Raw genomic sequence first — 18,907 nt, forward strand, 5'->3', positions numbered from 1 at the left:
AAGCGATGCGCAAGATCGAGAAAGCCAAGGCCCAGGTTCGCGCCAAGGTTGAGCATCCATTTCGAGTGATCAAGCGTCAGTTTGGTTATACGAAAGTGCGTTTCCGAGGCTTGGTGAAAAACACTGCTCAGATGGTGACGCTGTTCGCCCTGTCGAACCTTTGGATGGCGCGTCGATATTTGCTCTCCAGCGCAGGAGAGGTGCGTCCGTAATGAGGGAAATAGCTGCTGCGAGGAGCGTTCAGCGGAAAAAATGGATGGAATAGGCGGCAGACGTGATCGGTTTTGAACGGCTGCCGTTTTTTGAAAGCACCTATGGCTCAGCAGTCGAAAAATAGCGGCCTACTTCAGACTATCCCTAGCGCAGGAAAAAATGCTCCGGCGAAAAATCATAACCCTACGAGTGCCAAGACAGACACTGAAACAACACAGAGCGAATTGCCAAAAATTTGGGATGTCCCAGACACTACGATTGCCAAGCTTCCAGATACTTGGGCAGTAACACCCAATAAGAAGGGGGTGGGATTTAGATGGCAGGATCCAAAAAATCAAGGCAATGGCGTACGGATAGATAAGGGCGAACCTGATATTAGCCAGCCTACTCAGCAAGTGGACCATGTTATTGTGAGGTCCAACGGTCGAGTTATCGGTAGGGACGGGAAGCCTGTTAGTGGATCGATTAAAGAACATGCGGAACAAGTCCATATACCTCTGAGCGAGTATAAAAAATGGAAAAGCTGGAACTCTCCGAACTAAAATTTCCTAGTATGAGGGAGGAGCTTATCTCATACTTGAGCGGGTTATCGGACATTGACTATCAGTACCAAGCTTGGGTAGAGCGGTCATCGCCGGATTTAGGTTATGACGAGTTTAATTACACAGTACATTTTTTGTACGATGATACAGGATTGGCTGAAAATGCTTCCGATTGGATTGGTTTGGTCCTGAAGGATGAAAAAGAAGCAATGTCCGTTGAAAGCGTGGTAAATGCACTTGACGTCATTTTTGATAAGTATGGTACTGGACTTTCTGACAAGGAATATTTGGAGAAAGAGGAATGGTTGCGGGTTGTTAGTGCATCTAAGGGTGCTTTAAATGTTCTGCTTTCAAAATAGACAAAAAGGGAGCGGATTTATTTAAACTGGAAGATGGGACGGATTTATTTAAATGGTCTGAGTCAAAGAAATCTGTCTCGCATGGCATTGTCTCGACTGGCATTAGATGTCGACACAAAATGAGGATCGAAGGGTGCGGAAGGGGACGGATCTATTTGTAGGGAACCGTTTTGGTGAGGAATCGAATGTAGTATATGTTTTTGTTTTTAGAGTTTATAAGGCTGGTATGAAAGAGCTCTTTAAAAATTTAGTTTTTATTTTTATCTGCTTGATATGTTTTAAGTAGGGCGGTTATCGATTAGCCGCCCCCATTTTTTACAGGGTTTGTGTATTCAACTTTCGTCCTTTTGACCGACCGGCGGACTATAAGTCCTCAGCGTAAAAACGCAAGGCATCAAAAAGCCAACAGTTGTTCTGCAAGCCGGCTGCGACCTGCACCTGATTGCCACCCGCGACCTCAACGCCATCGCGGCAGCCAACGAGCAACACTCCACGGGCAACACGAAAAAGGTCAAGAGCATCGAAGACCACGTGCAGCAAGTGTCCAGCGTGATCAAGGGCGGCGGCGACGTCACCCTGAGCGCCGGGCAGAACCTGCAGCTGGTCGCCAGCCAGGTCAATGCCGGCAACGAGGCCTACCTGGTCTCCGGCAAAAACCTCGACCTCAAGTCCGCTGAAAACCAGGACTACAGCTTCTACAGCAAGACCAAGAAAACCTCCCAGGGCAAAAAATTCCGCCTGGATGAAACTGACGTCGTGAACAACGTTGGCAGCCTGGTCAGTGCGGGGACGAACAGCACCGTCGTCGCCGGTGCAGACCTGCTGCTGGCTGGCAGTGCCGTCACTGCTGAAAAAGGCGCCACGCAACTGGTGGCCGGCCAAGACGTGAACATCCTCGCCGTCAGCAACGCCGACAGCGCCCGTCACGAACGCAAGGAAAGCAAAAGCAGCTGGGGCGGCCTCAAGTCGAGCAAAGTCCAGGACAAAGTCGACGAAAAACGCACCACCGCCATGGGCAGCATGGTCTCCGGCGAAACCGTCACGGTCGCCGCCAAACGCGATGCCACGGTCCCCGGCTCGTCCCTGGTCAGCACCGGCGACCTCGCCGTCCAGGCCGGCCGCGACCTGACCATCGACGCGGCGCAGAACACCTTCGCCCGCACCGACATGCACAAGGAAAAAAATCGCGACCTCACCGGCGTGCTGACCGGCAACAAGCTCGGTTTGGACGACATGACCGGCAACCAGAAGCTGTACATCAACAGCTCGAAGCACAACGGCACGGCCAATGAAATGACCTTGACCGGCAGCACCATTGGTTCGAGTGCGGGCAATGTGTCGTTGACGGCGGGGCGTGAGTTGAAGGTGGTGGCCAGTGATCTGGTGAGCACCAAGAACATGGAGTTGAGCGGGGCGAATGTCACCGTTACTTCGGGGATGGAGACGGCCAGTCAGACCAGTAAGGACAGTTCCAAGAGCTTGGCGGTTGGGCGGGTGATTGCGGGCTCGGTGGTGGATACCGCCACCAGTATGCGCGACGCCGTCAAAGCGGCCCGCAGTGCTGATGACCCACGCCTCAAGGCAGTCAAAATCGCCCAGGCAGCCCTCGCCGCCTACAACCTGAATGGCCAGGCTTCAGACGCCAATGCGCAAAGCTCCGGCTTCAAAAACAAAACCGGCGGCACGCCCGGCAACGGTTCGCTGATCAAGATCGGCACTGAACTGGCCAATAACCGCAGCAAGAACAGCAGCGAATACAACAGTGCCACCGCCAAGCAGAGCACGCTCAACGCAGGGCAAGACTTGTCGATCGTTGCCACGGGCGCAGCGGCGGGTACTCAGGGTGATATCCAGATCACCGGCAGCCGCTTGAAAGCCGCCAACACCTTGTTGTTAGCCAAAAACGATGTGCTGATGCAAAGCGCACAAAACACCACCGACCGCAAAAACGAAGGGTCGAAAAATAAAACCGCCATTGGCGCCAGCTTCAATATTGGCGAGCAAAACGGCTTCACCCTCGACCTCGGAGCGCAGGGTGCCAAGAACAATGGCAACGGTAACTCCGTCACTCAGGTCAATAGCACCCTCGATACAGGCAGCCTGTTGTTACAAAGCGGTGGCGATACCACTCTCAAAGGCGCCCAGGTTCGTGCGAACCGTATCAAGGCCGATATTGGCGGAAACCTTAATATCATCTCCCTACAGGACACCGAGTCGTCGCGCAGCAAACAGAGCAGCGCAGGCTTCGGCGCGAGTATCTGCGTCCCGCCGTTCTGCTACGGCTCTACCGTAGCGGGCTCGGCGAACCTTGCCGCCGCGAATATGAACAGCGACTACAAGGGCGTGACCGACCAGAGCGGTTTGTATGCGGGCACGGGCGGCTACGACATCAATGTCGGCAAGAACACCACCCTGCAAGGCGCGGTGATTGCCAGTGAGGCGTCAGCTGATAAGAACCGGCTAAGCACTGACCGCCTGATCGTCAGCGACATCAAGAATGTCAGCGAAATCGAAAGTCAGTCTGCCGGTATTTCGATGTCTTCCAGCAGTACCAGTGGTGCGTCGATGGGCGGCAGCATCCCGATAGCACTCAAGGAGAAAGACCATAGCTACACCCGTAGCGCGGTCAGCGAAGGCACGATTGTGGTTCGCAGTGCCGAAGGTGCCAACGACCTGGTGGGGTTGAATCGCGACACCGCCAATGCCAATCAGAAGCTCGACCGGCCCGATGAAAAGGCCATGCAAGAGCGTATTGACCTGATCCAGAGCTCGGCGCAGTTGGCCAGTGGGGTGATCAGTGCGGTGGGCAAGGCGAAGGCGGACGAGGCGAAAGCACTGGCCGATAAAGCCAAAACCCAGACCGAAGCCGGTTCGCCGGATGCCGCCGGAACGGTACTCGCAGCAAATGCCGCTTATGCCGAAGCCAAGCGCTGGCATGTCGGTGGCGACAAAAAGTTAATGGCCGACATTGCTACCGGTTTGATCGCGGCAGGGCTGGGTGGCGCACCTGTGGGAACGACGGTGGGAATTGTCGCCAACACAGCCTCCAGCGATATCTTCAACAAAATTGGTGATTACGCCCACTCACGCGCGACTGATCCGAAGGCTGATGCGGCCACTCGGGCGGCTTGGGCTGAAGGCGGTGCGGCGCGTGTGATGTTGCATGCGTTGGCAGGCGCGGCTATGGGGCTGTCCAGTGGCAGTGTGCAGAGCGGCGCGTTGGGCGCGGGGGCTTCTGCGGCCTTGACGCCTATTGTCACGGATGCGCTGAAAAACACCATTGTTGAGCGGCAGAACCGAGACGCCATCTCCGTGCTGATCGCTACAGGCATCGGCGCTGGCGCGGGCTCGGGTGCTGGCCTGTCCGGGGCTGCAGTCGGAGGGAACAGTGCGGCCAAAGTCGAAATGTTCAACCGTCAGATGCACCCTGCGGAAGTTATGGCGCTGAAGACACAAGTCAATGCGTTGGCGGCGGAGGCCCGGATCACTACGGCCGAGGCTGAGCAGCGCTTGGCCAGAGGGCTTGTGTACTACGTTGATGCGACTTGGAACAAAGTCGTTGGCGCTCATCAGGATCAGCCGGATCCACTCACACTCAAATATCTGGGGATCGCGCTAGCGCCCTTAGGGGATAGCTACAGCAAGCGTGTTGATATGGGTGACGTACCGGTTATTGCCGGTGCGAAAAAGACTTACACGCCTGATGAAACTGTTCGTTTACTTCAGGACTATCGCGTCAATAATTCCGGCAGCTACAACAAATCTGAGATCAACGAAGAGTACCTAGTCGGCAAGTTGGATCCCGTCGTGAACCAGCAACACGACTTTTATCAGAAAAACCTTGGTTATAACTCGTCGCTTGGCGCTCTGCTGGAGGGCGCAGGAACAGGAATTCCCCAGGGATTGGGTGAGGGGGCAGCGAATACGGCTCGTGGGGTCTGGGCGCTTGGCACGGGCCTTGTTACCGACTTCCCCGGTGTCAGCTCGCGAATGGCCAATGGGTTAGTCGCTTTCGTATCTGGGCGTGGACCAGAGGCTGATATCCACGACGAAGCGCAGGGTTTCCTGTATCTGCTCCAAGGCGATGAAGTCGCCAGGGCCAGGTTGGCGGCAAAGAGTTCTGCTGAGTTTGCGTTGGCGATGATTCCTGCAGGCAGAGCAGGTGCGGTAGGTAAAGCAGTAGAGCTTGCGGCGGATGCGAAAGGGCCTGCTACGACTCTACTGTCCGGTGAAACAAAACTAGTAGGCAGCAGTGCGCCAGCGGCGAACGATGCCAGTTTCATGGGGCCGTTTGTTCCTCAACTTAGTCGGTATGAAGATAGAGTCAAACTGACACCAATCAACGGAGGCTCGTGGTCAGGACTTAGAGGTGAGTCGAATTTTGTATTCGATAATCCAGAGTTAAAAACGATCTTGCCTGATGGCATTTCATACAAAAATGGCTATCCGGACTTTTCTCCAGTTGCAGTTCAAGAGATAAGACTTCCGGGTTTGATCACTACCAATAGGGATTCTAATTTTCGCGCAGCTAACAAAATGTTAGCGAGTCAACTGGGCGTTAAAGAAGCTGATGTAGTCCGGTTTATTAGAGAGCAGAAATATACGTGGCATGAGGTTGAAGATATGCGAACACTGCAGTTGGTGCCCTCGTTTATTCATACTGGCAAGGTTGGTCCGATGGGTTTTGGTGTAAAATATGGCCATCTCGGCGGGATCGCTGAGAGAAGTTTGCTGGAGGCGCTTAAGAAATGACTGGTATATCAGATAGAGATTTTGGCGAGCTGCATTTTGACGAAGCTTGGACAGGATTATGTGAGGTGTTTATTTTTGGACGTTTGTGTGAGGTTGAACTCATTGTCCAAACTTTTGATGGGGACTCTATCTCTGATATTCAGAGGCTTGCGTTTCGAGAGTTTAATTCAAATAAAGCTTCCATCTCTTTGGCTGTAGAAAAGGCGATCTTTAACTATTACCTATGTAGAATTGAGGAGTACCGAGAGGGCTTTGATGCTGATGAGGTTGATATCAAAGCCCCCAAAGTCCATGCAATTGATGGGATGCGGGATTTGGTTTCTCTGAGGTGTATTAAAGTGATGTCTCCCTTTGATGCAGGAGTGCGTCAAATTGGTTTCATTTTTGATGCGAATTTTGATCCCCAGCTTGGCTTGGGGGTTCTAGTTACTAATGGATCCGTGGAGACCGTCGATACGCAGGATATCTTGCTAGGTTGATTACGATTGGATGAAGGGGGCGGATTTATTTTGGTGTAGCGGTGATCGGTAAGCTATTAAATAAATCTGTCTCCGCTAATGAGTAACTCTGTATTGTCAGGGTTTTTCAATGGTGGAGCTGATTTCTATTTGAAGAAGGCAGCGATGAAAAAAAATGAAACTTGGTGGGTCGCTATTTATCTTCCTTGTGCCTGCGCGTTCGATCTGTTGTTTATGTGTGTGTTGTTTCAGATTGCCGGTTATCGGCTGCACAAAACTGGGACCTTGCCAGCCCGTTCAGGCGGCTGTTCGGCTATTTCATCGATATATCCGTGGTGTTTTTCTTGCTGTTTTTGAGCCGCAACCTGAACTACGCCTATGTGTATTTGCACTCGGTGACAGGCCCGATGTTTTTAAATGGCCTCCACTATGTGCTGTTATTTCTGGCCTTCGGGTACTACCTGTTCTGCGATGCCTTGCCCAATGGCCAGAGCCTGGGCAAGCGGGTGTGCCGCACGGCCGTGGTGGGTTACCCGTACCCCACGAATTGCACGTTGTTCCAGTCGTTCCTGCGCAATGTTCCGAAGATGGTGTTCAGTGTGCTGGACGGTCTTTTTGCCCTGTTCGGCCTGCGTCGTCGCTTGGGCGATATGTTGGCCAGGACGATTGTCATCAATACCTGAGCAGGGCGGCCTGGACGGGCCGCCCGGTTTAACTCAGGACGGGTTGGCGTTCAGCCTGCGACTGATCACATCCAACAAATCGCAGCCGTCACGCAGCGGAATCGCCAGCAGATGGGCGAAGTCCTGCAGCACCACAGCGTCGCTGCTGAGCTGATCGCGGAAGGCCAGGTTTTCCAGCAATTGGGTGACGGCTTGGATGCGGTGCACGGCGGCGTCGTGGAGGACGTCGAGGGGCGCCTGGGTGTCGATGAGCAGGGCGGGGATGGCGCAGTCGTGGCCGGTCAGGGGCATGTAACGGCTCATAATTGGCACTCTGTTAAGTGGTTGAGGCCACCACTCAATCGTCGCCAAACGAATGGGTGGCAGCTGTACGCAGGTTGGCGAACCGGCAACAGAGTAAACCGGCAGACCCGTAGGTCTCCCGCGCACAGCCGCCATAAAAGGCACGGCTTTACGGGTGCAAAAACACCTGCATTAAAGCGGATTGCTTTTGCACTCTGTTGTCAGGTCGCCAAACCTGATCGCCATTTGGGCGACGGCCGGACTATAAGCCCCTCACCCAAAATCGCGCAAGGCAGCAGAGTGATCTCTGATCGTTCCCACGTTCCGCGTTGTAACGCATCCCGTGACGCTCCACGTCACCTGCACACATTGAGTTGTCCGGCGGGACGCGGAGCGTCCGAGGCGGCATTCCCACGCGGAGCGTGGGAACGATCGATGCTGGCGGTGTTCTCTGGTTTTTCGCGAGCAAGCTCGCTCCTACAGGGGCGGGGTTACAGCAACTTACGCTGCACCGCTTCATCCAGCGTACTGCGCGTCAGCGCCTCTACCACTTCCCGCGTATCGCTCTGGAACGGAATGCCCACGATCAGCACCAGATGCACCCACGTGCGCACCGATTCGCTCTTTTTAACGCGGCCCAGTTCCTTGCCATCCTTGTCTTTGAACACCGTCTCCAGGGTAAAGATGTTCTTTGCCGTGGTCGGGATGACGAAGAACGTAAAGCCGGTGATGAACGCCGATACCGGGCTGTACTCTTCGTTGTTATGCAGCGTGGCATCCACGTAGATATCCGAGTCGACCTTGTCGGTGCTCACTCGCGCAAAACGGTTGGACGCGCGATAAGAATCAGCCACGGCCTTTTCCCACAGCACCACCGGCGCGCCGACTGCCGCGTTGCCCGGGCCGCCGTTGACGTGGTTTTGCGCGGTGGTGTGCACGTACGCCGTGGGCTTTTGCGCCGGGGCGTTGGCGGTCGGCGGCCAGGGTTGTACGGCAGGCAGTTCGTGCTGCGAGTAAGACACGCAACCGGTCAGCAGGACCGCGGCGAGTACCAGGCTGTGTTTGATCAATCCTTTCATGCAGTGCTCCTTGAGATTACGGTTTGGCCAGGTTGGCGGTAGCGGTGTCGAGCAGTTGTCCGACCAGTTTGGTCAGCTGTTGGCCGCCCATCGAAGGCGCCCAGTATTGGCCGCTGTACAGCCCCACGTTGTGTTCGAAGATGATCGAGTCCTTGGCCTTGGCCAGTTCCTTGCCGTTGCGATCGACGATCACCAGGTCGCCGGCCACCTCGAAGCTGTCCACGTAGATCGGGCCGTTGACCCAGATCCAGATCGTCAGCGTCAGCAGCGCGCCGGGCACGTATGCCGGGTGCGGCGCGCGATGGCCCTTGAGGGCGGTCATGTTGAATTTGAGCGTGACGTCTTGCTCACCCAGGCGCACCGGGTACTCGGTAACTTGCTTGAAGTAACCGGCAGTACGCACGTACTGGCTGATCTGCGCCGTCAGGGAGCTGCTGATGGCCGCCTTGTTGGCCTCGTTGACGTCGGCGGCGCTCACCGTCACATCGGCGACTTGCGCGCTGCGCGGGCTGCTGGCTGCGACTGGGTGGAGCGGGGCGGCGATAGGGCCGGTGACGGTGTAGGACACGCAGCCGGTCATCGACAGCGCGGCGAGCAGGGCCGTAGCCCGGAGCAGAATTTTAAACACGCAATATCCCTATAAATGAACAAGCCAAGCTACTGTTTCGACCCGTGGGCGAAGAACTTGAGGGAATGTGCGCCACCGCACGGCATCCGACGAAACACCTTGAGAACCGCTCTCAACCCCGTAAAATGCCGCGATTGTTTAAAGCACGATACTTTTCAGGGATGAATTCACACATGCGCGCGTTCGCCGTGTTCCTCTGCGTCTGCCTACTGGCGGGCTGCGCCTCCAAGCCGGATTACTACATTTCCCCGGCACCGGTGACTATTCCCAAGACTGCCACTTACTGGCTCGACAATTTCGATGTTGAGGTGGCGGGCAAGAGCGAGCGGTTTTTGCCGGATGACAAGGTTCGCCAGCAACTCGGTATTGACCTGGTCGACCGCTTGCTCAAGGCCAAGCGTTACGCCACCAGCAAGGCCAGTGCCGACTATTTGCTGGATGTGAACGTTGTCTATACGCGGCGTATGCAGAACAGCCAGGTCGGGTTCCTGGCCCCTGCCGTCGATGACAACTCCATTCTTGCCAGCGTCGATTTCAACTACCAGGTCAAGGTCAAGAAGGCCGGCGCCGAGGTGCTGCATTTTTCCCAGGTGCGCCAAGGTCTGATGCCCGCCGGGTATCGGGGCAACTGGGAGAACATGAAGACCGTGGCTGGCGCGCTGACCAACACGGGCAACGCCAGTGTGGAGCGGTTCTACACCGGGGTGTTGAGCCGCTTTATCGTCGACGACTTACGCAACATTCCTTCCCGCTAGCGTTACCTGCCGCATCCGATTTCCCACTTAGGAGCACCTCGTGAAAACACTGTCCAAAATCCTGCTGTCCGGCCTCACCGCCGCAGCACTGCTGACCGTGGCCGGTTGCGCCACGGAGAGCAACCGCGCCATGCCGGTGGAGCAAGTCGCCAGCGCCAGCGTCGCCTACTCCGGCGTGCGCGTGCCAATCGCCGTGGGCAAGTTCGACAACCGCTCCAGCTACATGCGCGGCATCTTCTCCGACGGCGTTGACCGCCTCGGCGGCCAGGCCAAGACCATCCTCATCACCCACCTGCAGCAGACCCACCGCTTCAGCGTGCTGGACCGCGACAACATGGGCGAAATCTCCCAGGAAGCTGCGATCAAAGGCACCGCGCAGAAGCTCAAGGGCGCTGACTACGTGGTGACTGGCGACGTGACCGAATTCGGCCGTAAAGAAACCGGCGACCGCCAGTTGTTCGGCATTCTCGGCCGTGGCAAGACCCAAGTGGCCTACGCCAAAGTCGCGTTGAACATCGTCAACATCAGCACCTCCGAAGTGGTGTATTCCACCCAGGGCGCCGGTGAATACGCGCTGTCCAACCGTGAAGTGGTCGGCTTCGGCGGCACCGCCAGCTACGACTCCACCCTCAATGGCAAGGTCCTCGACCTGGCCATGCGCGAAGCGATCAACCGCCTGGTCGACGGCATCAACGCCGGCGCCTGGAACCCGCGCAACTGATCAGCAACCTCTCAAGGAGCAGTACACGGATGAGCAAGGCAGTGAAGTTAGCGCTGACGCTGACAGCAATCGCGCTGGTTACCGGGTGCCAGACGGCGCCCCAGCCCCTGTATCAATGGGAAAGCTACCAGCCACAGGTTTACGAGTACTTCAAAGGCGAGCCCAAGGAAGCGCAGGTCGAAGCACTGGAGCGCGATCTGCAAAAGATCAACGCCAGTGGCCGCAAGGCGCCGCCGGGTTACCACGCCCACTTGGGCATGCTGTACCTGAGCATGGGCAAGGATGACCAGATGGTGCAGGAATTTCGCACCGAGAAAGCACTGTTCCCCGAGTCCGCGTCGTACATGGACTTTCTGCTGAAAAACGCCAAGACCGGAGTGGCCGCCAAATGAGCCTGTTGAAACTCACCGGCGCCCTGCTGGCCCTGGCCTTGCTCGGCGGTTGCGCAGCGCCCAAGACCATTGATTACACGGCATACAAACAGGCACGACCGAAGTCGATCCTGGTGCTGCCACCGATCAACGAATCTCCGGAAGTGCAGGCCTCCTACAGCCTGGTCTCGCAGGTCACTTACCCGCTGGCCGAAGCCGGCTACTACGTGTTGCCGATCGCCCTGGTGGACGAAACCTTCCGCCAGAACGGCCTGACCACCGCCAACGATATCCAGGGCGTGCCGCCGGCCAAGCTGCATGACATCTTTGGTGCGGATGCGGCGCTGTACATCACCGTCAGCGAGTACGGCACCAAGTACATGCTGATCGCCAGCGACACCGCTGTGACCGCGTCGGCCAAACTGGTGGACCTGCGCACCGGCACCACCCTGTGGACCGGCTCGGCGCGGGCTTCCAGCGAAGAGGGCAACAACAACGGCGGCGGCCTGGTCGGCATGCTGATCACCGCAGCGGTCAAGCAGGTGATCAACAGCTCCACCGACGCCGCGCACCCGATTGCCGGGATCACCAGCGCACGCCTGCTGTCACCGGGGCAACGTGCGGGGATTTTGTACGGGCCGCGTAACCCCAAGTACGGCACCGACTGAGCCTAAAAAAAACCTTTGCTGGCCGTCCTCCGGTCGGCAAAGGCTTGGCCTTAGGGGTTCACCAGGATGTCCTTGGGCTTGATCAGGTGCGTGCTTTTAACCAGGAAGTCCGTGCTGCCGTTGCCGCTCAGGTCGACGGCGACGAAGTAGCGACGGCTGTTCGGGTTGTAACTCACGAGGGTCTCGCCAATGCGCCCGGTGAATTGCGTCACGAGGGTCAGGCGCGTGTTGGCTTCTTTTTCGATTGCGCGCAGATCAAGCTTGTCGGTGCCGCTGGCGAAGTCCGTGAGCAGGCGCGCATTGGCAAGCGTTGACTCACTCGCCCTGTTGAAGACCACGGGCGGCCTGGCTGTGACGGCGCCCGCCTGTGGCGGTGTGGGCGCCAGGGTAGGCGCGGGGAGGATGTCCTGGGGTTTGACCTGCCCATGGGTCTTGATCAGCAGATCGGGTTTTCCATCGCCGCTCAGGTCGATGGACACCGTGCCCGTGGCGCTTTTTTCATCATAGGTCAGGCGCATTTCGCCGGCTTTGCCACTCCAGTTGTTGACGACAAACAGTGCAGACAGCCCGGCGTTTCTCAGCGCGCCCGACACGTCTATTTTGTCGAGCCCGCTTGTGAAGTCCATGATTTCATCCGGCGCTTCAAGCGTGGAGTCGCTGGCATGGTGATAGACGAACGTGTCGGCACCCCCACCCCCGCGCAACCGATCACCGCCTCGCCCACCGGTGAGCCGGTTGTTGGCATCGTTACCGATGAGTGCGTCGTGGCCCGCGCCGCCAATGGCATTTTCGATGCTGCAACCGCGGGCAATCGAGACATTCCCCAGCAAGCCGCCCACGTCGGAAAATGAGCCGTCCTTGAGGTTGATGACCTGGTTGTTGCTGTAGCCCGAAACGTCCAGGGTGTCATTGCCGCCGCCGTCCCAAATGCAGAAGGCGGCGGCTTCACGCGGGTGCGCGAGGGAGTAGTAATCCCTGCCGCTGTTGGAATTGAAGCCGTAGGTGGTGTTGCCCCGACGGGTTTGGTGATTGGCGCCGTACAGTTGTTGAACGGCGCTGATGTCGTCCATCATCGGCGCTTTTGGCCGTCCCTCCAGCCGTTTGCCACTGTCTCGTGCGTCGAAATAACTCATGACGGTATGGGCTTTGGAGTCTTGTGCGTAAACCCGTTGCCCCTCGGACGCTGTTCTGTCGTAACGGCCTGGATGGGTCAGGCCCAGGGTGTGGCCGATTTCGTGGGCGATGGTCGGGCGGGTCACGTAGTTGGGGTTGTAACGGGTGTCGCCGCTGATGGCGTGCGGGCCGGGATAGAAGCCTGTGGCGGTGGTTTCGTTGTTGGAGATCTGGAAGGACAGTTTTCCCTCCGTGTGGCTGCCGTTCTCGGTGAAGGCCAGGTTGGCGACATCGCCCCAGGACTGGATGGCGCGCCGGGCCTCGTGTTTTTGAGCGTCGTTGAAGGCGCCGGGCCCCTGCTTGAACGTATAGGCAATTTCCGTCGTGCCGTTTCGGTTCCAGTCCTGCCACTGGCCGGCGCCCTGTGTCAGTTGCTCGATGGCTCGCTGCTTGTCGAAGGATTGCTTGTTGATCCTGGCGATATGAGGGTCGTTCGCGCGCAGCGTCGCATCGTAGTTGCCGTTCGCGTCGTTGCGAGTGTCCGTCGGTGGCGGGTCCGAGCGGCGGTTTTGATGCACGTACTGGTGCTGAACCTGGCGTACGTAACGGTGCGGCATGAACGGCTGTAGAAATGGCCGGAAAATCGCCCTCAGGAAGGACTGGCGGGAGGGGCGTCGGGCCGGTTGAGGGCTTTGCGTATAGAGTTGAAAAGGCGTTGTGAACTGTATTCTCACGGTAGTCGTTTCCGCTGTGTTGTATGCACCTTTCCTTACGTCATCAAGCGCGCAAACTCCGTTTTGCCGAGTGCAAAACTGCCAGTGCGCGGGCGAGTGTTCAAAGGTCGATATGTGTCCGCATAAGATTGTTTTGGCCGGGTTGCGGGCGCTTGAAATGGGCGTTTATTGTTTTGCGTGCGGTGTCAGTTGAGCGCTCAAGCCCGCCGATGCTGGGGCGGCATCGATCCCCAGATGGACGCGGCGCAACCTGCCAGGATTTATCCGGGTTGACCGGTCATTAACCCGAATGCGAGAAGCTTTACGTCTGACCTTGCGAGTGGATCATTCACGCACGAGGTTAACCCATGTCCCGTCCTCTTCTGCACCGACGTCCCGCAGCTTGCGGCTTCGCCATGACCTTCCTGATCACGCTGGCAGGCTGTGGAGGGTCGTCTTCCCATGAGGTGGCCGAACCGGCCGAGCCCGCGCCGGTCGCTGAGCGACAGAACGCCACGGTACAGGGCGCGTTGGTCAAGCGCATGGCAATGCCGGCACCGATGCGCATGCAGGAGTCGCTGGCCATGGACTACCGCAGCGTACCTCGCGAGCAATACGCCAACCTGCCGGACAACCCGGTGCATCGGGTTGCCGAAACGCCGGTTTCCACCTTCAGCGTTGATGTCGACACCGGCAGTTACGCCAACGTAAGACGTTTCCTCAACCAGGGCAGCCTGCCACCCGAAGGCGCTGTGCGATTGGAGGAAATGCTCAACTACTTCCCCTACGACTACGCACTGCCCACCGACGGCTCGCCATTTGGCGTAACCACCGAAGTCGCGGCCACACCGTGGAACCCGCGCACGCAACTGTTGCGCATCGGCATCAAGGCGTCCGACCGTGCGGTGGCGCAGCTGGCGCCGGCCAACCTGGTGTTTCTGGTGGACGTGTCCGGCTCCATGGATCGCCGCGAAGGCTTGCCGCTGGTGCAGAGCACCTTGAAGCTGCTGGTGGATCAGTTGCGCGAGCAGGACCGTGTTTCATTGGTGGTGTACGCCGGTGAATCCCGTGTGGTGCTCCCGCCCACCTCAGGCCGCGACAAGGCCAGGATCCGCAACGCCATCGACCAACTCACCGCAGGTGGCTCAACGGCCGGTGCCTCCGGCATTCAACTGGCCTACCAGATGGCCCGCGAAGGCTTTATCGACAAGGGCATCAACCGCATCCTGCTGGCCACCGACGGCGACTTCAATGTGGGCATCAGCGACTTCGACAGCCTCAAGCAAATGGCAGTCGAACAACGCAAAAGCGGCGTATCGCTGACCACCCTCGGGTTTGGTGTGGATAACTACAACGAGCACCTCATGGAACAACTGGCCGATGCTGGCGATGGTAACTACGCCTACATCGACACCCTGCGCGAGGCACGCAAGGTGCTGGTGGATCAGCTCAGCTCCACCCTGGCCGTGGTGGCGCGGGACGTGAAATTGCAGGTGGAATTCAACCCCGAGCAGGTCAGCGAATACCGGCTGCTGGGCTATGAAAACCGTGCGTTGAAGCGTGAGGATTTCAACAACGACAAGGTCGATGCCGGCGACATCGGTGCGGGCCATACGGTGACAGCGCTGTACGAAATTGTGCCAAGGGGCGAGAAGGGCTGGCTGGAGCCGTTGCGCTACGCGTCAGTGCCTGCGGCTAAAAACAAATCCGGTGAACTGGCGATGGTCCGCGTGCGCTACAAGTCTGCGGCGGGCGGTAATAGCCGCTTGATCGAGCGGCCCGTGGGCAAGGTGTCTACCCAAGCCAGCGATGACCTGCGGTTCGCGGCCGCCGTGGCCGCCTTCGCCCAACAGCTCAAAGGCGATGGCCGCTACACTGGCAACATGAGCTTGAACGACACGGCGGCACTTGCCCGTTCGGCCCGTGGCGATGACCCGTTCGGTTTGCGCAATGAGTTTGTGCAACTGGTGGAGTTGGCTCAAGGCCTGAAACACTGATGTTGAACGGATTTAACTTCACCAAGGAGTCAGCCCCTGACATGGCCGTACCCGATGATCCACCCAGCGACGAATCCCTGCTGGCCCGCTACCGCACCGGCGATGCCGCCGCGTTCGAAGTGTTGTACGCACGGCATCGTCAGGGCCTGTACCGTTTTCTCGTGTCCTTGAGCAACAAGGCCGAACTGGCCGAGGAAATCTACCAGGAAACCTGGCTCAGCCTGATCCGCAGCGGCACCCAGCCACAAGGCCGGGCGAGTTTTCGTACCTGGCTGTTCCAGATTGCCCGCAACCGCCTGATCGACCATTGGCGCAAGCACGGCATCCACACGCCCTTGCACGACAGCTACGATGAGCAACTGCACGCCAGGGTCGACGACAGCGCCGGCCCCGAGCAGCAACTGAGCCTGAGCCGCGATCAGGCCCGGCTCGACGCGGCGCTGCAAGACTTGCCCGAAGACCAGCGCGAAGTTTTCCTGCTGCGCCTGCACGGCGACCTCGAGGTGCCGCACATCGCTGCCCTCATCGGCGCCCCGCTGGAAACCGTCAAAAGCCGCCTGCGTTACGCCCAGCAGAAACTGCGCCGCCTGCTGGCCGAGGAGATACTCGTATGACCGACGCCCGACCTACTCCAGACAACGACGACCTGCTGCTTCAGCATTTTCGTCAACACAGCACCGGCGAGCCGCCCGCGTCCCTCGACGCCTTCATCCTCAACGCCGCCCGCCGTGAAGCCCCGGCGCCGCAACCGAACCTGTGGCAACGCTGGCTGCACGCCTGCCAGCGCCCGCGCTGGCAAATGGCATTCGCCACCGTGGCCGGTGTGGCGCTGATGATCGGTGTGGTGATGCGCTCCCCGGTGCCGCAACCCGAAATCTCCACCGCGACCTTCTCCGCCTTGCGCGAAGAAGCCGCCCGACCCGCACCCCAGGCGTTTTCCGCACCGGCACCCGCGCCGATGGCCAGAATGGCTGCCGCACCCAAGGCGCCGCAGACGGAAAGCGCGCCGGTGCAGGCTGAAATCGCCGGGGCCTTGGCGGACGAGTCGAGCGCCAAACTCAGCAAACGCGCGCCACTGGCATTGCCCTCGCTGGAGGCGGAATTGCAGGCGATTGTGCGGCTGCGCGAAGCAGGTCAAAGCAAGGCCGCGGATGAAAAACTGCTGGCGCTGCACGCGCGCTTCCCCGACGAAGACCTGCCGGCGCGGTTGGAGGCATTGCGTAAGCGGTGAGCCGCAAAAAAGCCCCAGGCGTGTGCGCCTGGGGCTTTTTACCCCCTGCCGCAGGCTTGCCCCCCCGTGGCCATTTTATAAACCGTTGCGTTCAACGCCGTGCATCCAGCGCCATACGCACGGCCAGACCGGCCAGCACCGTGCCCATCAGCCAACGCTGCACCAACTGCCATACGGGCTTGGCCGCCAGGAACGTGGCGATGGAACCCGCCATGATCGCGATCACCGCGTTGACGCTCACGCTGATCATGATCTGGGTAAACCCCAGCACCACCGATTGCATCAGCACACTGCCGTGTCCGGTGGGGGTGATGAACTGCGGCAGCAACGACAGATACATCACCGCAACTTTCGGATTCAACAGGTTGGTCACAAAGCCCATCATGAACAACTTGCGGGGGCCGTCTTTGGGCAAATCGCGCACGTGGAACGCAGAGCGCCCACCCGGTTTGACCGCTTGCCAGGCCAGGTACAGCAGGTACAGCGCGCCGCCGAGCCTGAGCGCGTCATATGCGTAAGGCACCGCCATCAACAGCGCGGTGATACCCAGCGCGGCACACAGCATGTACACCACAAAACCGAGTGCCACGCCGCCCAGTGAAATCAACCCGGCCAGCGGCCCCTGGCAGATCGAGCGTGAAATCAGGTAGATCATGTTCGGGCCGGGCGTGAGCACCATTCCCAGTGAAATCAGACCATACGCCAGCAGGCTCGACAGTTCGGGCACGGGTTAACTCCTTGTAGGTGCTTTGTTGCGCGGGTTGGATGTGTCTGATGGTAGGGCGGCCGCGGGGGCGAGCGTTAGATACAGATGGGCCGACAAAACGTCATACAGGTGCGCGCTGGCACTGAGACGCAGCGTCTCACGGTCTCGTCGCGGGCGCGTGCGACCTGACTTGGCGCGTCTCATTCGACCGCGATGTGGGCCAGCCTGCGCGTGGCATCGGAGCGCTCTAAAAAAGGCGTGTTCAGGCCGTTTGGCCCAGCTGGCACCGGCCTTGCTCTGGCTCTGGCAACCCACCCGGCGCGCCAGTGCCAACCGCCTCAAGGAGACGTCGCTATGACCCTACCGATCACTTCGCAACGCAGCATGCGTGCCGCTGTCTGGCACGGCCGTAACGATATCCGCGTTGAAGACGTACCGCTGCCCGTTTCGCCACCGGCAGGTTGGGTGCAGATTCGCGTGCAATGGTGCGGCATCTGCGGGTCTGACCTGCATGAGTACGTGGCCGGGCCGGTGTTCATCCCGGTTGACGCCCCGCACCCGCTGACCGGCATCAAGGGCCAGTGCATCCTGGGTCATGAGTTTTGTGGCGAGATCGTCGAACTCGGCGCCGGTGTGCAGGGCTTCAATGTTGGCGACCCGGTGGCGGCCGACGCCTGCCAGCACTGCGGCACGTGCTACTACTGCACCCACGGTCTGTACAACATCTGCGAAAACCTGGCCTTCACCGGCCTGATGAACAATGGCGCCTTCGCCGAACTGGTCAACGTGCCCGCCAACCTGCTGTACGCCTTGCCGGCAAACTTTCCGGCCGAAGCCGGAGCCCTCATCGAGCCGCTGGCAGTGGGCATGCACGCCGTGAAAAAAGCCGGAAGCCTGCTCGGGCAAAACGTGGTGGTGGTCGGCGCAGGCACCATCGGCCTATGCACCATCATGTGCGCCAAAGCGGCGGGCGCAGCGCAGGTGATCGCCCTGGAAATGTCCAGCGCGCGCAAAGCCAAAGCCCTCGAAGTGGGCGCCACCCACGTGCTCGATCCCAACCAATGCGACGCCTTGGCCGAAGTCCGCCGCCTCACGGCCGGGCTCGGCGCGGACGTCAGTTTTGAATGCATCGGCAACAAACACACCGCCAAGTTCGCCATCGACCTCATCCGCAAGGCCGGCAAATGCGTCCTCGTGGGCATCTTCGAAGAACCCAGTGAATTCAACTTTTTCGAGCTGGTCTCCACCGAAAAACAAGTCCTCGGCGCATTGGCCTATAACGGTGAATTCGCGGACGTCATCGCATTTATCGCGGATGGACGGCTGGACATCACACCGCTGGTGACCGGGCGCATTCAGTTGGAGCAGATTGTGGGGGAGGGGTTTGACGAGTTGGTTCGAAATAAGGAACACAACGTGAAGATTATTGTGTCGCCGGCGCGGGGCTGAGTAGGAGGGGGGATTGGGCGGTTTTTGCTCTGGGCCTCATAAAAAATCCATAGGCCGAAAGGCCTATGGATTTTCGTTTGTATGGGACGATTGGTGGCTCTCGTGAAGGGCTGGAACCGGCCAGTTATCGAAGCTGCCTGTCATACTGACCGCTTGTTGTTGACCGAGATAGGTCTTGAGGTAAAAC

18 protein-coding genes are annotated in these 18,907 nt (G+C 58.6%); 13 read left to right on the forward strand and 5 right to left on the reverse strand.

The window, feature by feature from the left end; all coding sequences use genetic code 11:
• The 5 genes from KZX66_RS20650 to KZX66_RS20670 form a co-directional block, all read left to right on the forward strand.
• Positions 1-212, forward strand: a 212-nt coding sequence (locus KZX66_RS20650) for a transposase (protein WP_248082843.1), incomplete at its 5' end; no start/stop codon positions are given.
• Between the two features lie 515 nt (positions 213-727).
• Positions 728-1,114: a hypothetical protein gene (locus KZX66_RS20655; protein ID WP_248082845.1), complete on the forward strand. Its 387-nt coding sequence runs from the start codon at positions 728-730 to the stop codon at positions 1,112-1,114.
• Between the two features lie 465 nt (positions 1,115-1,579).
• Entirely contained in the window at positions 1,580-5,866 is a 4,287-nt protein-coding gene (locus KZX66_RS20660) for a hemagglutinin repeat-containing protein (protein WP_348983837.1), read from the forward strand.
• On the forward strand, positions 5,863-6,345 hold the full coding sequence (locus KZX66_RS20665) for a hypothetical protein (protein ID WP_248082849.1): 483 nt from the start codon (positions 5,863-5,865) through the stop codon (positions 6,343-6,345). Before KZX66_RS20660 ends, KZX66_RS20665 begins: the two co-directional genes overlap by 4 nt.
• A 164-nt stretch (positions 6,346-6,509) precedes the next feature.
• Entirely contained in the window at positions 6,510-7,007 is a 498-nt protein-coding gene (locus KZX66_RS20670) for an RDD family protein (RefSeq protein WP_248082851.1), read from the forward strand.
• A gap of 33 nt (positions 7,008-7,040) precedes the next feature.
• Here the strand turns inward: KZX66_RS20670 and KZX66_RS20675 are convergent, their stop codons facing one another.
• From KZX66_RS20675 to KZX66_RS20685, 3 genes are all read right to left on the reverse strand, one after another.
• Complete coding sequence (locus KZX66_RS20675; protein ID WP_248083176.1) at positions 7,041-7,298, reverse strand: hypothetical protein; 258 nt, start codon at positions 7,296-7,298, stop codon at positions 7,041-7,043.
• A gap of 482 nt (positions 7,299-7,780) precedes the next feature.
• Positions 7,781-8,368 carry a hypothetical protein gene (locus KZX66_RS20680; RefSeq protein ID WP_248082853.1) on the reverse strand — a complete coding sequence of 196 codons (588 nt, stop codon included), beginning with the start codon at positions 8,366-8,368 and terminating at the stop codon, positions 7,781-7,783.
• Positions 8,369-8,384: 16 nt separating this feature from the next.
• Positions 8,385-8,996, reverse strand: coding sequence for a hypothetical protein (locus KZX66_RS20685; protein WP_248082855.1), 612 nt, complete (start codon positions 8,994-8,996; stop codon positions 8,385-8,387).
• A 173-nt stretch (positions 8,997-9,169) separates the two neighbouring features.
• Between KZX66_RS20685 and KZX66_RS20690 the strand changes: the two genes are divergently transcribed.
• Genes KZX66_RS20690 through KZX66_RS20705 form a run of 4 tightly spaced genes read left to right on the forward strand, consistent with a single transcriptional unit; the run spans position 9,170 to position 11,511 of the window.
• A complete protein-coding gene (locus tag KZX66_RS20690) occupies positions 9,170-9,751 on the forward strand; it encodes a hypothetical protein (RefSeq protein ID WP_248082859.1) in 582 nt (193 codons plus the stop codon).
• A gap of 40 nt (positions 9,752-9,791) precedes the next feature.
• Positions 9,792-10,472, forward strand: coding sequence for a CsgG/HfaB family protein (locus KZX66_RS20695; RefSeq protein WP_248082861.1), 681 nt, complete (start codon positions 9,792-9,794; stop codon positions 10,470-10,472).
• Between the two features lie 29 nt (positions 10,473-10,501).
• Positions 10,502-10,864, forward strand: a complete 363-nt coding sequence (locus tag KZX66_RS20700) for a DUF4810 domain-containing protein (RefSeq protein WP_248082869.1) — start codon at positions 10,502-10,504, stop codon at positions 10,862-10,864.
• Positions 10,861-11,511, forward strand: coding sequence for a DUF799 domain-containing protein (locus tag KZX66_RS20705; protein WP_248082871.1), 651 nt, complete (start codon positions 10,861-10,863; stop codon positions 11,509-11,511). Before KZX66_RS20700 ends, KZX66_RS20705 begins: the two co-directional genes overlap by 4 nt.
• A gap of 50 nt (positions 11,512-11,561) precedes the next feature.
• Here KZX66_RS20705 and KZX66_RS20710 read toward each other — a convergent pair whose 3' ends face one another.
• Positions 11,562-13,241, reverse strand: coding sequence for a M10 family metallopeptidase C-terminal domain-containing protein (locus KZX66_RS20710; RefSeq protein ID WP_248082873.1), 1,680 nt, complete (start codon positions 13,239-13,241; stop codon positions 11,562-11,564).
• 464 nt (positions 13,242-13,705) lie between these two features.
• Between KZX66_RS20710 and KZX66_RS20715 the strand changes: the two genes are divergently transcribed.
• The 3 genes from KZX66_RS20715 to KZX66_RS20725 are packed head-to-tail and all read left to right on the forward strand — an operon-like array spanning position 13,706 to position 16,565.
• Positions 13,706-15,334 carry a VWA domain-containing protein gene (locus KZX66_RS20715; RefSeq protein ID WP_248082875.1) on the forward strand — a complete coding sequence of 543 codons (1,629 nt, stop codon included), beginning with the start codon at positions 13,706-13,708 and terminating at the stop codon, positions 15,332-15,334.
• 41 nt (positions 15,335-15,375) lie between these two features.
• Positions 15,376-15,948 (forward strand): RNA polymerase sigma factor, encoded by a 573-nt coding sequence (locus KZX66_RS20720; protein ID WP_248082877.1) that lies wholly within the window; start codon positions 15,376-15,378, stop codon positions 15,946-15,948.
• Positions 15,945-16,565, forward strand: coding sequence for a hypothetical protein (locus KZX66_RS20725; RefSeq protein ID WP_248082879.1), 621 nt, complete (start codon positions 15,945-15,947; stop codon positions 16,563-16,565). Before KZX66_RS20720 ends, KZX66_RS20725 begins: the two co-directional genes overlap by 4 nt.
• A 91-nt stretch (positions 16,566-16,656) precedes the next feature.
• On the opposite strand, the gene KZX66_RS20730 is transcribed toward KZX66_RS20725, so the two are convergent.
• Positions 16,657-17,292 (reverse strand): LysE family translocator, encoded by a 636-nt coding sequence (locus tag KZX66_RS20730; protein WP_248082892.1) that lies wholly within the window; start codon positions 17,290-17,292, stop codon positions 16,657-16,659.
• A 363-nt stretch (positions 17,293-17,655) separates the two neighbouring features.
• On the opposite strand from KZX66_RS20730, the gene KZX66_RS20735 reads away from it, so the two are divergent.
• The gene (locus KZX66_RS20735) at positions 17,656-18,720 is read left to right on the forward strand and encodes a 2,3-butanediol dehydrogenase (protein ID WP_248083178.1); all 1,065 of its coding nucleotides are present in this window, start codon (positions 17,656-17,658) and stop codon (positions 18,718-18,720) included.
• Positions 18,721-18,907 lie beyond the last annotated feature (187 nt).

The sequence above is a fragment of the Pseudomonas sp. EYE_354 genome (genome assembly GCF_023148575.1).
GTDB lineage: Bacteria > Pseudomonadota > Gammaproteobacteria > Pseudomonadales > Pseudomonadaceae > Aquipseudomonas.